We start from the raw sequence: 12,883 nt of genomic DNA, 5'->3' as shown, positions 1-12,883 counted from the left end.
CTTAAATGGAGGTGCGTTCCTCTAGGCGTGCGCGTAGCATTGACGATATCCGCTCGACGTCTGTGCGCGTTGAGCGGCCTTGTGCGCGATCATGTGCCAAAGCATTTGCTGCTTCGATCAATTGACCGTCCTGCGCCGTTTGGGCGATTCCGGAAATGAAATGCGCCAGATAGTCCAGCGTGTCCCCATCGGTATTTTGGGCGAGGACCTCTTCTACGTGAGCGAAATCGTCGCGAAGAGCGAGTTTGTCTATGACAATCTGTTCGTTATTGAGGAGGCGCGGCCCAGGGGGGTGATCTTCGGTGGGCAAATGCGCTAGGATTGCATTCTGGAATTGCGCCAAATTGTTTACGGGTTTGGACAAAAAGCCCACCGCTCCAGCGGCAATTGCTTCCTCTTCCAAGCCTGAATCTCCTGAGGTCGCCAGAAGAACTGAAATTGGGGAAGCAGTCTGACTTAATTCAGCCAATAATTCTGCACCGGAGCCGTCAGGCAACCCCATATCAACGATAACAACTGTTGGATTGAAGACTTGAAGGTGCTTTCGCGCAGACCGCAGACAATCGGCGCGTCGAATTCGGGCGCCAGAACGCAAACACAACATGCGCATGGCTTCACTGGCGTACCGGCTATCTTCGACCACCAATACGGTAACTCCAAGTAAGGGGCGCGTGGGTGTTGGCGGTGGGCTGTTCATGAATTTACTAAGATCGTCCATTTCCTTTTCCATTCTAAGTTTGTCTGCGTGGTTTATGCAGAAAGAGCTGGGTGCAGAATCGTATTAAACAAGATTAAGGGATAACGACTCGTTAAAACGGCCGACCCTTTCGTCGTTTTTCTGTCGCACTTGCCCCTATCCCATTGCACGCGGAAGCGCCCTATAGGATAGTGAGACACCTTGAATATGGGAGAAACACATGATTGGTCGCTTAAACCACGTTGCGATTGCCGTGCCGGATTTGGACGCCGCTGTTGCACAATATCGCGACACACTCGGGGCGAGTGTTGGTGCGCCTCAGGACGAACCAGATCATGGGGTGACGGTTGTATTTATTGACCTGCCTAATACAAAAATAGAACTGTTGTTTCCCTTAGGCGAGGATAGTCCGATTAACGGTTTTCTGGCAAAGAATCCGTCCGGTGGGATTCACCATATCTGTTACGAAGTTGATGATATCCTGACCGCGCGCGACCATCTTTTAACAAAAGGCGCACGTATTTTGGGAACGGGGGAGCCGAAGATCGGTGCGCATGGCAAGCCTGTGTTATTCCTGCATCCCAAGGATTTCAACGGAACCCTCATTGAATTGGAGCAAATATAATGGCTATTACTTCCGCGATCGTTCTTTATTCTGTCCTCTGGTTTATGACGCTTTTTGTGGTATTGCCCATTCGGCTTAAATCACAGCAAGACATGGGCGAAGTTGTACCGGGTACGCCGTCGTCTGCGCCCGTGGATCCCCAGCTTAAAAAGCGGGCCATCATTGTGACCCTGATTACCACTGTACTTTGGGCGATCATTTTCACGATTATCGTGACAGACACAATTACCGTGCGCGATATTGATTGGATGAATCGCCTTCCCCCAGAGGTTCCTGCGTCTTAAGGCCTAAGGCGCTGAAACATGTGGGTGAATGTTGCTGCGGCAAGGACGGGTACAAACAGATTGACGAATGGGATGAGCAGGGGGAGAGCCATGAGCGCGCCTGCGATCCAGATTTCGCCTCGGTTTTTTGACATTAATGCACGGCCTTGAACACGGCCTAATCGGCGCATCGCTGCCATTTGGAAATACTCGCGGCCAAGTAAAAAACCGTTCAGTCCTAGGAACATTATGGGGGCGAGGGGGCCAAAAAACGGGAAGACGACAAGACCAACGATATTTAGTCCCACAATGAGACCAAGAAAATTGACCGTATCCACGACCGTATCAGCGAACGGCATTTTGGGGGCGGGGGGGAGCTGCGGATAGTGCTTGTCCTCCACGGCCTCGGCAACTTCATCAAGAAAAAAACCTGTGAAAGCGCTGGCGACGGGGATCATCAAAAACATCGAAAGCAGGATCATCAAGAGGATCGAGGCCCAGCTGAAAATACTTTTCAGGACCGTGATATTTCCAACCCACGGCAAGGTCACAGACTCAGGAACGAACCAATTGATACCCGTCACGAACACGACGTAAATACCAAACAGCAGCAGGAAGGAAAGGCCTACACCCTTCCAGAGGACGAGGCGAAAGCGGCGATCCGAAAGCTGTGCAAGGGATTTGAAAAAATCGCCAAATATCATTCTGTTACCCAAGTGGTGATGGCCGCAAGATCAGGGCGGGGACGGTCCGGAGGCGTAGAAGTTTCGGTGCCTAGATGGATGAAGCCTGCAACGGTTTCTCCCTCTCCAAGCCCAAGCCCCTCTGTGAGGATTTCGGGGTCATAGGCCATCCAGCCCGTGAGCCAATTTGCCCCCCAACCAGAGGCAAGGGCCGCGTTCACAAGTGCTAAACATACGGCACCCGCCGAATAGACCTGCTCCAAATATGGCACTTTTTCAGACGATTTTGGCGAAGACACAACCGCAACGACAAGTCCCGCGTTGGCGAATTGAGCTTTTGATTTCGCTCGTTTTTCATCATCAAGTCCCAGGGCCGCCCCACGTTGATCGGTGAGTTCGGCAAGGCGAGGAAGGGCCGCATCCGCGAGGACGATGAATCTCCAGGGCTCGAGCTTCCCATGGTCCGGTGTGCGCGCAGCTGCCGTTAGGATTGGGTGCAAATCTTGCGCTGATGGGATGGGGAACGTAAGAGTTTTAGCAGGTCGGGAGCGCCGAGATAACAGGAATTCCATTGCGGCAGGATTTGGTTTGGGCATAAGTCCTCGTCGGTGTTTTCTAGCATGTCGGAGTTTTATCCTCAGCTTTCAAGGCGTAACATACGCAGATGTGCCGCAAACACATGGTGCTGGCAAGGCTGCACGCCAAAGTTTCGCATCAAACAGGGGCAGAGAGTGGAGGGCGTTCATTGGATTTAAAGCATCTCGCCATCAGGGGAGCCGAAATTGCAATCGTTGCAACACCTAAAGCCAGCCGAAATCGAATTGTCGAAACGCAGACGGGGTTGCGGGTCTATGTCACGGTGGTCGCCGAGGGCGGGAAGGCGAATGCTGCGATTGTAAAGCTTCTGTCCAAGGCGATGGGCGTTCCCAAAACACGTCTTGTTTTGCTGCGCGGGGAAACGTCAAGAAATAAGGTTTTCCGTGTGATGGAATGATCTATTCGGGGTCTTCGGCCACTCGATAGCTGCCTTCAGGAAGGTTGAGAGCCGATTGCAATTCCTGAAGTTGGGTCATTGAAATGGTGATACGTTGAAGGCGATCTGTTTGCGGATCGACCTGCTCAACCGTGATACAGTCCTGGAACGCATTTATGGTGATGTCGCCCTGAAGAAAGGGGGTGCCCTCGTCGATCAGGGTGATAATAGTGGCTTCAAAATCATGCTCTATTGTAAACATACATTCAGTTTAGCTTTTGACCGAATAATTGCAACAGCAACACAGTGTGGGCTGGAAAAAGACCGTCAACATGTTAAAAAGACGGGATGTTGAAGGTGTTTTCAGTGAAAGTTTTACGAGGTTTAGCGCTTCTTGCGGGTGTTGCGGGATGTGTTTCAACGACCGCTTCGCAAAATGTTCAACCAATTGAGAGGGTTGAACACTTTGGTACTATCCACACCAATGGCAAGGGAATGAGTGAGCAAGACTTTTTGCGTGTCGCGGGGCGTATTGAAATTGTTGCAGAGTCCTTTTGCCATGAGGCCCGAACGCGTGGAAATTGCGATTTCCTGATCGTCATGGACGACCGCGCACACCAACCATCGAATGCCTATCAGTTTCTGAGTGAGAATGGCCGGCCGGTTTTGGCCGTGACAATTTCGCTTTTGGATGAAGTGCAAAATGATGATGAATTAGCCTTTGTTATAGGCCATGAGGCGGCCCACCATGTGGCGGGGCACTTAGAGCAACAGATGGCTATGGCCAGTCAGGGTGCAATGTTGGGGAGTTTCACGGCCACAATTTTGGGGGCCGATCCAGAAGCAATCGAAACCGCACGCGACATCGGTGCCTTTGTTGGGTCGCGTCAATTTTCCAAACAGCATGAACTCGAAGCGGATCAATTAGGTGCCTTGATTGCCTTAGAAGCCGGTTTCGATCCTGAAGTTGGGGTCGCTTATTTTACCCGCATCCCTGACCCTGGTGAAGAGTTCCTTGGATCACATCCCTCTAATGCGGACCGGATCGAAACCGTGCGCTCTGCGGTTTATGGTGCGTAATGTTGCAAATTGAAGGTTTTTTGACAGATCGAGGCAGTAAATATGCGGTAACAGGTGGGGAAATCACAAGTCGCGATGAGGCGCTCGCCTTCCTGAAAACACTCAAAAAGCAAAAGAAATTCGCCAAAGCAAGCCATAATACATGGGCGGTTTTGCTAGAGGATGGTCCTATAAAGGCCGACGACGGCGAGAGTGGCGCTGGGTCAATTATTCTGCGCATGCTGGAGCGGGAAGAGATTCAAAACCATATCATCGTCGTGACGCGGTGGTATGGCGGCACTAAATTGGGGGGCGACCGTTTTCGACGCGTTCAGGATTGCGTCCGTCACTATCTTGAAAACCGGAGTGCAAAATGATTGTTGAGCAATGGAAACGATTTTCGGACCGCGCGAAGTGGTCTTGGGAAGGTTGGTGCATGATTTGGCGCGAAGAGGCCAGTCTGCAACAATGGGTTTGGGCCAATGCCGCCTCCTTTGCCCTCGCGATGGTTTTGGACTTATCCACCGCAGAACGCGCCCTGATTGTTGCGTTGGGCATTCTTGTATTGGCGGCGGAATGCTACAACACCGCAATTGAGCGCTGTATCGACTATTTTTCTCCTGCGTATCATCCACTGGCAAAGGCGGCAAAGGACGCCGGAAGTGCTGGCGTCACAATTACCGCCATCGCTGCGGGGGCCGCGTGGGTCATCATCCTGATCGGGTAGGGCATTGCGGTCTTGCTCCCCCTGCGCTCGCGGGTTAAATGCTAAACAAGAATTGAACCAATTGAGCTGACGGAGACCCCCTATGTCGATTGACAAGGATACTGCTGCGCGCGTGGCAAAACTGGCCCGCATTCGCGTCGCTGACGAGGCGCTTCCTGCGCTGGCAGAAGAATTCAACACAATCCTCGGGTTTATCGAGCAGCTCAATGAGGTTGACGTTGAGGGCATAGAGCCTATGACATCGGTCACACCTCAGCGCCTAAAACGCCGCAAAGACATCGTGACGGATGGTGACATCCAAGAGCAGGTTTTGGCCAATGCGCCGGACTCCCGCGAAGGCTTTTTTGTCGTGCCGAAGGTGGTGGAATAATGACCGATCTAAACAAACTGACCATTTCCGGTGCGCGCGACGGTTTGCGCAAGGGTGATTTTACCTCGGTTGAGCTTACCGAAGCTTGCCTTACGGCTATCGGGAAATCCGGCGCGTTGAACGCGTTTGTGCACAACACACCAGAGATTGCCCGCGCACAATCCGCCGCCGCAGATGCGCGGATTGCCACGGGCGATGCTCCTGATATGTGCGGTATCCCGTTGGGTATTAAGGATTTGTTCTGCACCAAAGGTGTTCCAAGCCAAGCCGCTTCTGCGATCCTTGCAGGTTTTAAGCCAGAATACGAAAGCACCGTCACCCAAAATCTTTGGGACAGTGGCGCAGTCATGCTCGGCAAATTGAACATGGACGAATTCGCTATGGGTTCGAGCAACGAGACCTCGGTTTACGGCGACGTGATCAACCCGTGGCGCCGCGAAGGTAGCGATGCCGCGCTGACACCCGGCGGGTCGTCAGGCGGCAGCGCGAGCGCAGTTTCCGCAGACCTTTGCCTTGCGGCAACAGGTACGGATACCGGCGGCTCGATCCGTCAACCAGCCGCATTTACGGGCATCGTTGGCCTCAAGCCGACCTACGGACGTGTCTCGCGTTGGGGGGTTGTGGCCTTCGCCAGCTCGCTGGATCAAGCGGGCCCCATGACCAAAACCGTGCGCGACGCTGCGATCATGATGGAAGCCATGGCCAGCCATGACGCCAAGGACAGCACCTCGTATGACATACCCGTTCCAAATTTTGAGGCCGCTTTGACGGGCGACATCAAAGGCAAAAAAATCGGTATCCCAGCCGAATATCACATGGACGGCATGCCCGCAGAAATCGAAAAACTCTGGGCCGAAGGCACCGAGATGCTCAAAAGTGCGGGCGCTGAGATCGTGAACATCAGCTTGCCGCACACGAAATATGCGCTGCCTGCTTACTATGTGATCGCACCCGCCGAAGCCTCCTCGAACCTTGCCCGCTATGATGGCGTGCGCTATGGCCACCGCGCCAAATTGGCGGCGGGCGATGGCATTGATGACATGTACGAAAAAACCCGCGCCGAAGGGTTTGGCTCCGAGGTTCAGCGCCGTGTGATGATCGGTACTTATGTGCTGTCAGCAGGGTTCTATGATGCGTATTACAACCGTGCGCGCCGCGTTAGAGCCTTGATTAAGAGGGACTTTGACGATGTGTTTGCCGCAGGTGTGGATGCGATCCTGACACCTGCGACGCCTTCAGCTGCCTTTGGCCTTGGCGAAATGAGTGACGCCGATCCCGTAAAAATGTACCTCAACGATGTATTTACCGTGACGGTGAACCTCGCTGGATTGCCGGGTATTTCGGTACCAACGGGGCTAAATTCCGAAGGATTGCCGCTTGGTTTGCAATTGATCGGGCGTCCGTGGGAAGAGGGCGATCTACTCAATACGGCCTATGCTCTTGAGACTGCGGCAGGATTTGTTTCCAAACCAAACAATTGGTGGTAAACACGACGATCAACCGACCAGAGGTAACTATGCGCAACTCACTATCCGTCGTTTCTATGATCGCTCTGCTGGGCCTCGTCGCTTGCCAGTCGGGAGTTCCAGACTCCGGCGTGGGCTTCGACGATTTCGAGGGGTACAATTACAACACTGCGCAAGCTCTTCAAGGCAGTCCCGTTCAGGCGGGGGTGATTTCCGACGAGGACGTGGGGTCATCCAATATTTCTTTGGCGCTCGAAGAAGCTGTAAAGCAAACTCCGGACCTGAACGGCGCGCCAAGTCAGCCTCAGGCCTCTAGAACTGGGATTTCTGACGAACAGAGCTTCAAAGCTGTTGCTGCGCGCGAAACGATTGCAAGTGATGCTGAGCGCTTGGCAGAGCAGCGGGCGCAATATCAAGTGATTACGCCAACGGCTTTGCCATCGCGTACAAGTACATCAAGTGCAACTGCCGTTATCGCCTTTGCGCTCGGAACGACTAATTCAGTCGGCGAGTCGATCTATGCGCGGTCGGGACGGTATTCGCAGGAGAAGTACACCAAGGCCTGTTCAAAATACCTGACGTCCAACGATGCACAGGAGGCCTTTTTGCAGAATGGCGGCCCTCAAAAAGACAGTAAAGGGATTGATCCTGATGGGGACGGATTTGCCTGTGCTTGGACCCCCGCGCCGTTCCGCGCGGCACGCGGCGGGTAATTGTCCCGTTGCAGATAACGCAATGTCCCTCTCCTAATTTCGGGCCAAGGCGCCACGGTGGCCCGCCCGACCTCATTCTTTTACACTATACGGCGATGAGCAGTTGTGACGCCGCCCTCGCGCGGCTTTGCTCTCCCGAGTTTGAGGTTTCGGCCCATTTTCTGATTTCAGAAAAGGGGGGCATCCTGCAACTCGTAGCTCAAGAAATGCGTGCTTGGCATGCAGGTGCGGGGTCTTGGGGGGACTGTAGCGATATCAATTCACACTCGATTGGCATTGAGTTGGATAACACGGGCCGCACCCCCTATTCCGAACCCCAGATGGCCGCGCTTGAGGCGTTGTTGCCTCAAATCATGCAAGCGTGGAACATCCCGCCGGAACGCGTGATCGGACATTCGGACATGGCGCCTCACCGCAAGGCCGATCCGGGGCGACGTATGGATTGGTGTCGACTGGCGCTGCAAGGTCTGTCTGTTTGGCCCGAAACGACACCGGATACACAAGCGCCCGATTTTGCCGAATGGTGTCAGGATGCGGCGCGTTTTGGCTATGGCACTGGTCAAAATATGGACGTGAAATGTGACGCATACTTGGCGGCATTCCGTGACCGTTTTCGCGCAGGACACCGTGGCCCTCTGGACAGCGAAGATATGCGGATCATTCAAGACCTTGCACAACGCTTCCCCGTTGACGGCGGGCGCGCAAACGCATAATCCCCAAAGCGTGCGGATGGCTGGATGACCGCGGGGTGGCAACACCGCGAGGAAAGTCCGGACTCCATGAAGGATGGTGCCGGGTAATGCCCGGCCGGGGTAACCCGAGGGAAAGCGCCACAGAGAACAGACCGCCCGTTTACAGGTCGTGCAAACGATACCGTGACGGGTAAGGGTGAAACGGTGGGGTAAGAGCCCACCGCGGCGGTGGTAACATCGCTGGCATGGCAAGCCCCACCAGGAGCAATGCCAAATAGGAACCTCACGCGGGGCAACTCGCAGGGCGGCTTCGGCCCAGAAGGTTCGGGTTGGCAGCTTGACCCTGTTGGTAACAGCAGGGCTAGAAGAATGGTCATCCAGCGTCGTGTAATGCGGCGTGGACAAAATCCGGCTTATAGGCCATCCGCACGTTTATTTTTTCCAAGTCAAAACAAGAGGCACGAAGGCACTCAAGAAGAAGAGTCGCCCAACGTGATGCAACGCGACATAGGCGGGGTCGGCGTCAACTATGGCGGCCATCGCGACCATGGTTTCAAGGCCGCCTGGGGCCAAGGCGATGATGATGTCTAAAAAACGGAGGTCGGTGAAATAGGCAATTCCGGTTGCGAATATGATGGAAATCACGAGGGCTAGAACGGTAAAAATCAAACCGCCAAGGGCAGCGCTGCGCAGAAGTATTGGGGTGACGCCACTAAATCGTGTCCCGATGAGTGTACCCATAGTGATGAACGCTGCGATCGTAAAAATAGGAGGTACAACGCCAGGGAGAACGTCCGTTGCATGACCGAGGGTCGAGACGATCATGCCACCGAGCAGTAGGGCCGCTGGTAGGTTGAAACGGATGAATATCGCGCCAAGGCCTGCGCCAAGGGCAGCAAGAATTCCAAGATGAAGCGGCGTCAAAATATGGCCCACGGGCGCGCGCATCCCCATGTCAGCATCCGTGAAAATGGCCACGGAAAAGGGCACCAAAAGAGTGAGAATGAGAACGCGGATTGACTGTACCACCGAGATCACTGCGGTATCAGCGCCCACGTCCGTAGAATAGCCGATGACATAGCTTAAATGCCCCGGACTCGAGGATAAAAACGCGGTGGGGCGGTCCATGTGAAACACATGTTGAAACATCCAGCCCCCCGTAAGCATCACGACCGCGACAGACACGCACATGCCGACAAGACTTAGGGGCCAAGCCTTTGCCGCCTGAAGAATTTCAGGGGTTACACTAGACCCAAGAGCGAGGCCGATGATGAGGAAAATTGCGTCCCGCAATATGTTGGGAACCGCGCATTTTACCCCTGCCAATCCCGCCAGTGAAACACAAATGGCAGGCCCCGTCAGAAAGGGGGCAGGCAGGCCGATAAATGTGGCGGCAAGCGCGCCGACGGCCCCGATAACAAGCGCGACAACATATGCTTGCATTTCAAAAGTTCCCTTAATTTATTGATGTTTCTGCAAGTAGCGCAGCCCAAGAAGCGCCATGCATGTCGCGATCTTCGACGGCCCCTTGAATGCTGGGACGCGGCATTGAGAATTTTATAACGTTCAAGTCAGGGATTTCAAAGCGCTTGATGTCCTCAACCTTCGTGCCAAACACAGAGGCCACGCGTTGGGTTGAAAGCCCGTTGCAAATTTGGGTGAAGGCGGGGCCGTTCCCGCAGAAAATATCCACCGTGAGCCAAAAGGGGCCCGCGTTTTTAGACCGAATTTTGTAGGCAATATCGCGCAGTTCAGCCATGTTGAATAACTTCCAGTGAAAAGGCGTCCATGGGATTATCCAAGGTAAGCGTGTGGTTGAGGCAAAAGCCATAGACCGCACCCCGATTGAGACTGGCGGGCGAAAACGGGAAGGCGAAGGTTGGTTGTTCTTCTTCGCGCGTGAGCGGATGGTGCAGCAAATAGGGGTTCAACATCTGGCCGATCTCTTCGGCAATCGCTTGAGTGTTCGCTGTGACAATCGCGAGGATGCCGATTTCGGGTGCGGGGTTTGTGTTGGTTTCGAGGGCACCAAAACTTGCGTTCTGGCCAATCAGGCGCAACTCAATACTGTAGTCCTCTTTATGCAAACCCATCCGGTCTTGCACCTTTTCGCTGCATTTCGCGTGGATGTCGTCGGCCCAGATTTGTGCGTTTTCGACATAGTGCTTGTCCCGCAAAAGAACCATCAAAACCGTTTGATATCCCTGAACTTTGGCGCCTTCAAGCTTCACAGTATACGTATCGGAAGGCACCCATTCGGAGCCCTCAACTCGCACGCGCCGCGCATCAAGTGCCGTGTATTTTGCGCCTGTTACATCGAGGTGTCCACCGGGTTCATAGAGGATGAACGGGTCGGAGTTTTCATAGAGCATATGCGCCGAAACAGTATGCGGATTGGCCGCTGAATCTTCGGCCATGGGCGTGACCGTAAAACCGTTTGCGTCAAACTCGATCATCACGACGCCCGATTGTGGGTTGGTCGCACAGAGCGCACCGCATTCGCCGATTTTTGCCCCGTGCCATGCGGCTCCTGCGTGGAGGTTTTTCATCAACGGGAGGGCGGCGATGGTCGCAGTATCCGTGGTGCGCCCCGCGATGATGACGTCCGCGCCCGTTTGGATCGCGGCGGCAATTTGTTCGGCGCCAGCGAGGGCCACGATATTGCTACATTCCGCAAAACTCTCGCGGGTAATTTCGGGGGCCGCGGGGAGGGGGGTGACGCGTCCACTATCAAAGGCGGTCGCGAGGATTTCCGCGTCTTGGGAGCTTCGCAAAACCGCAATTTTTAGCGTTTGGCCCAACTCGGCGGCGATCTCTTTTGTGATGTCCAAAAGCCAGTTAACAGCGCTGTCTGTGCCGCATGTCCCTGCGGTTCCGATGACCAAAGGGACGTTTGCTTCTTGGCGGGCAACCATCAATCCCTTCCATTCGATTTTTATCGAACTGCGCGCATATTTCGAGACCCCTTGTCCGAGATATGCCGGGCCTGAATCCGTAGAGCCGCCGTCGATCGCAATGATATCAGGATTTTGCGCAAGGCCACGCGCGAGCGCCGCCTTGTCGTAGTTCAAGCCAAGTGCGCCTGAAGGGATAAGAACTTTGACCATTAGTCAGTGACCCTTTGCGGTTTGCGCAAGACGTTGCGCAGGAACATCGGTGCGACAAATCCGACGATCGCGGCAACCCAAAGCCCAATCGAGATGTTGGACGAGAACAGATATGTCCATTCGCCATCGGAGAGTGTCATGGCACGCCTTAAGGCGTCTTCCATATTCCCACCCAGAAGGATACCCAAAATCACCGGAACGGTTGGAATGTCCAGCTTGCGCAGCACGTATCCAAGCACGCCAAATCCGATCATCAAGAGCAAGTCGAAATAGCTTCCCGACAGGGAGTAGATGCCTACAAACGAAACCATTGTCACACCGGGCAACAAGATAGCGGGTGGAACCATGAGGATTTTGACGAAGATTTTCACCATCGGCACGTTCATGAGTAAGAGCACAATGTTGGCAATCAAGAGCGACGCAATGAGGCCCCAAACAACTTCGGGCTGGTCAGTGAAAAGCGTGGGTCCAGGGGTAATGTTGAGGGTCATCAAAAGTGCAAGGAGCACCGCTGTTGTTCCTGATCCGGGTACGCCGAGAGTGAGCATGGGAACGAGGGCACCACCGGCGGCCGCGTTGTTGCCCGCCTCTGGTGCGGCGATGCCTTTGGCAACACCTGTGCCGAAACCACCGTCTTTGCCGGCAATCGCTTTTTCAGTCATGTAGGCCAAGAAACTGCCGAGGGACGCGCCCGCACCGGGCAAGATACCGGCAACAAAGCCCACACCCGAAGAGCGCAACATTGTCCATTTGGTTTCCCAAATATCTTTCCATGGAACGGTGGTTTTCTCGAGATCTACACCAACAGGGGAATTTTTCCCGTGGTCTTCGATGAAGAAAAATATTTCCGCAATTGCAAATAGGCCAACGATGGCAACTAGGAAATCGATGCCGTCATAGATGTGGAGATTTCCGCCCGTAAAGCGTGGCATGACGCTGCCGCTGCTGATGCCGACCGTTGATATGCCGAGGCCAATACAGGAAGCAATCGCCGCTTTGGCTTGGTTGTTGCTGGCCATGCCGCCCAACGTACAAAACGCGAGCAAGTAGAGGGCGAAATATTCTGAAGGACCAAAGACATAAGCGACGCGGGCCAACATAGGTGCGAGCAACATAAGCCCGATTGTAGCAAGTAGCGCACCTACAAAGGAGGCCACACCCGAGAGCACAAGCGCATCGCCTGCGCGCCCTGCTTTGGCCATCGGATAGCCGTCGAGGGTGGTCATCAGCGCGGGTTCATCGCCTGGGATGTTAAGGAGGATCGAACTGATACGGCCCCCATACATCGCGCCGTAATACACCGAGGTCATAAGGACGAGGGCGGAGGTTGCATCAAGGCCCAGCGTGAAGGTTACGGGGATAAGGATGGCGACGCCGTTTGAGGGGCCAAGACCGGGGAGGGCGCCAATGATTGTTCCCAGAAAACAGCCAATGATAGCGAGCATCAACGTGTAAGGGGACAATGCAATTGCGAACCCCATCGCGAGGTTAGAAAAGAGATCCATGGG

General features: G+C 54.2%; 18 protein-coding genes and 1 other RNA gene. 11 read left to right on the top strand and 8 right to left on the bottom strand.

The window, feature by feature from the left end; all coding sequences use genetic code 11:
* Position 1: 1 nt before the first annotated feature.
* Positions 2-718, bottom strand: a complete 717-nt coding sequence (locus AB9F26_RS08450) for a response regulator (RefSeq protein WP_335586380.1) — start codon at positions 716-718, stop codon at positions 2-4.
* Between the two features lie 199 nt (positions 719-917).
* Here AB9F26_RS08450 and mce point away from each other — a divergent pair, with 199 nt between their 5' ends.
* Both mce and AB9F26_RS08440 read left to right on the top strand, forming a co-directional pair.
* The gene (gene mce, locus AB9F26_RS08445) at positions 918-1,322 is read left to right on the top strand and encodes a methylmalonyl-CoA epimerase (protein ID WP_335586381.1); all 405 of its coding nucleotides are present in this window, start codon (positions 918-920) and stop codon (positions 1,320-1,322) included.
* Complete coding sequence (locus AB9F26_RS08440; RefSeq protein WP_039004363.1) at positions 1,322-1,606, top strand: DUF1467 family protein; 285 nt, start codon at positions 1,322-1,324, stop codon at positions 1,604-1,606. The genes mce and AB9F26_RS08440 overlap by 1 nt, the downstream gene beginning before the upstream one ends.
* Here AB9F26_RS08440 and AB9F26_RS08435 read toward each other — a convergent pair.
* Positions 1,603-2,289, bottom strand: coding sequence for an EI24 domain-containing protein (locus AB9F26_RS08435; protein ID WP_369767780.1), 687 nt, complete (start codon positions 2,287-2,289; stop codon positions 1,603-1,605). The genes AB9F26_RS08440 and AB9F26_RS08435 overlap by 4 nt on opposite strands.
* Complete coding sequence (locus tag AB9F26_RS08430) at positions 2,286-2,864, bottom strand: nitroreductase (RefSeq protein WP_335586383.1); 579 nt, start codon at positions 2,862-2,864, stop codon at positions 2,286-2,288. Before AB9F26_RS08430 ends, AB9F26_RS08435 begins: the two co-directional genes overlap by 4 nt.
* A 149-nt stretch (positions 2,865-3,013) precedes the next feature.
* Here AB9F26_RS08430 and AB9F26_RS08425 point away from each other — a divergent pair, with 149 nt between their 5' ends.
* The gene (locus AB9F26_RS08425; RefSeq protein ID WP_039004360.1) at positions 3,014-3,262 is read left to right on the top strand and encodes a DUF167 domain-containing protein; all 249 of its coding nucleotides are present in this window, start codon (positions 3,014-3,016) and stop codon (positions 3,260-3,262) included.
* Position 3,263: 1 nt separating this feature from the next.
* On the opposite strand, the gene AB9F26_RS08420 is transcribed toward AB9F26_RS08425, so the two are convergent.
* Positions 3,264-3,503 carry a hypothetical protein gene (locus tag AB9F26_RS08420; RefSeq protein WP_039004359.1) on the bottom strand — a complete coding sequence of 80 codons (240 nt, stop codon included), beginning with the start codon at positions 3,501-3,503 and terminating at the stop codon, positions 3,264-3,266.
* A 104-nt stretch (positions 3,504-3,607) separates the two neighbouring features.
* Here AB9F26_RS08420 and AB9F26_RS08415 point away from each other — a divergent pair, with 104 nt between their 5' ends.
* The 8 genes from AB9F26_RS08415 to rnpB all read left to right on the top strand — a co-directional run bounded on the left by AB9F26_RS08415 (position 3,608) and on the right by rnpB (position 8,700).
* Positions 3,608-4,321 (top strand): M48 family metalloprotease, encoded by a 714-nt coding sequence (locus AB9F26_RS08415; RefSeq protein WP_335586384.1) that lies wholly within the window; start codon positions 3,608-3,610, stop codon positions 4,319-4,321.
* Positions 4,321-4,677, top strand: a complete 357-nt coding sequence (locus tag AB9F26_RS08410) for a YigZ family protein (RefSeq protein WP_335586385.1) — start codon at positions 4,321-4,323, stop codon at positions 4,675-4,677. The genes AB9F26_RS08415 and AB9F26_RS08410 overlap by 1 nt, the downstream gene beginning before the upstream one ends.
* A complete protein-coding gene (locus AB9F26_RS08405; RefSeq protein ID WP_369767779.1) occupies positions 4,674-5,027 on the top strand; it encodes a diacylglycerol kinase in 354 nt (117 codons plus the stop codon). Before AB9F26_RS08410 ends, AB9F26_RS08405 begins: the two co-directional genes overlap by 4 nt.
* An 82-nt stretch (positions 5,028-5,109) precedes the next feature.
* Complete coding sequence (gatC, locus tag AB9F26_RS08400) at positions 5,110-5,397, top strand: Asp-tRNA(Asn)/Glu-tRNA(Gln) amidotransferase subunit GatC (RefSeq protein WP_039000214.1); 288 nt, start codon at positions 5,110-5,112, stop codon at positions 5,395-5,397.
* Entirely contained in the window at positions 5,397-6,884 is a 1,488-nt protein-coding gene (gene gatA / locus AB9F26_RS08395) for an Asp-tRNA(Asn)/Glu-tRNA(Gln) amidotransferase subunit GatA (RefSeq protein WP_369767778.1), read from the top strand. Before gatC ends, gatA begins: the two co-directional genes overlap by 1 nt.
* Before the next feature lie 29 nt (positions 6,885-6,913).
* Positions 6,914-7,576: a hypothetical protein gene (locus tag AB9F26_RS08390; RefSeq protein ID WP_369767777.1), complete on the top strand. Its 663-nt coding sequence runs from the start codon at positions 6,914-6,916 to the stop codon at positions 7,574-7,576.
* 8 nt (positions 7,577-7,584) lie between these two features.
* Positions 7,585-8,289, top strand: a complete 705-nt coding sequence (locus AB9F26_RS08385) for an N-acetylmuramoyl-L-alanine amidase (RefSeq protein ID WP_369767927.1) — start codon at positions 7,585-7,587, stop codon at positions 8,287-8,289.
* A gap of 12 nt (positions 8,290-8,301) precedes the next feature.
* An RNA gene (gene rnpB, locus AB9F26_RS08380) (RNase P RNA component class A) lies at positions 8,302-8,700 on the top strand.
* On the opposite strand, the gene AB9F26_RS08375 is transcribed toward rnpB, so the two are convergent.
* The 4 genes from AB9F26_RS08375 to AB9F26_RS08360 are packed head-to-tail and all read right to left on the bottom strand — an operon-like array spanning position 8,701 to position 12,880.
* Entirely contained in the window at positions 8,701-9,711 is a 1,011-nt protein-coding gene (locus AB9F26_RS08375; RefSeq protein ID WP_335586389.1) for an AbrB family transcriptional regulator, read from the bottom strand. It lies immediately after the preceding RNA gene.
* 13 nt (positions 9,712-9,724) lie between these two features.
* Positions 9,725-10,027 carry a DUF4387 family protein gene (locus AB9F26_RS08370; protein WP_039000208.1) on the bottom strand — a complete coding sequence of 101 codons (303 nt, stop codon included), beginning with the start codon at positions 10,025-10,027 and terminating at the stop codon, positions 9,725-9,727.
* The gene (locus tag AB9F26_RS08365) at positions 10,020-11,375 is read right to left on the bottom strand and encodes an acyclic terpene utilization AtuA family protein (RefSeq protein WP_369767776.1); all 1,356 of its coding nucleotides are present in this window, start codon (positions 11,373-11,375) and stop codon (positions 10,020-10,022) included. Before AB9F26_RS08365 ends, AB9F26_RS08370 begins: the two co-directional genes overlap by 8 nt.
* Positions 11,375-12,880, bottom strand: coding sequence for a tripartite tricarboxylate transporter permease (locus AB9F26_RS08360; protein WP_039000205.1), 1,506 nt, complete (start codon positions 12,878-12,880; stop codon positions 11,375-11,377). The genes AB9F26_RS08365 and AB9F26_RS08360 overlap by 1 nt, the downstream gene beginning before the upstream one ends.
* Between the last annotated feature and the right edge of the window lie 3 nt (positions 12,881-12,883).

The organism is Falsihalocynthiibacter sp. BN13B15 (assembly GCF_041205415.1).
In the GTDB taxonomy this organism is placed as follows: domain Bacteria; phylum Pseudomonadota; class Alphaproteobacteria; order Rhodobacterales; family Rhodobacteraceae; genus Falsihalocynthiibacter; species Falsihalocynthiibacter arcticus.
Note: the sequence above shows the minus strand (reverse complement) of the source record. Positions and strands in the feature narration are given on the sequence as shown.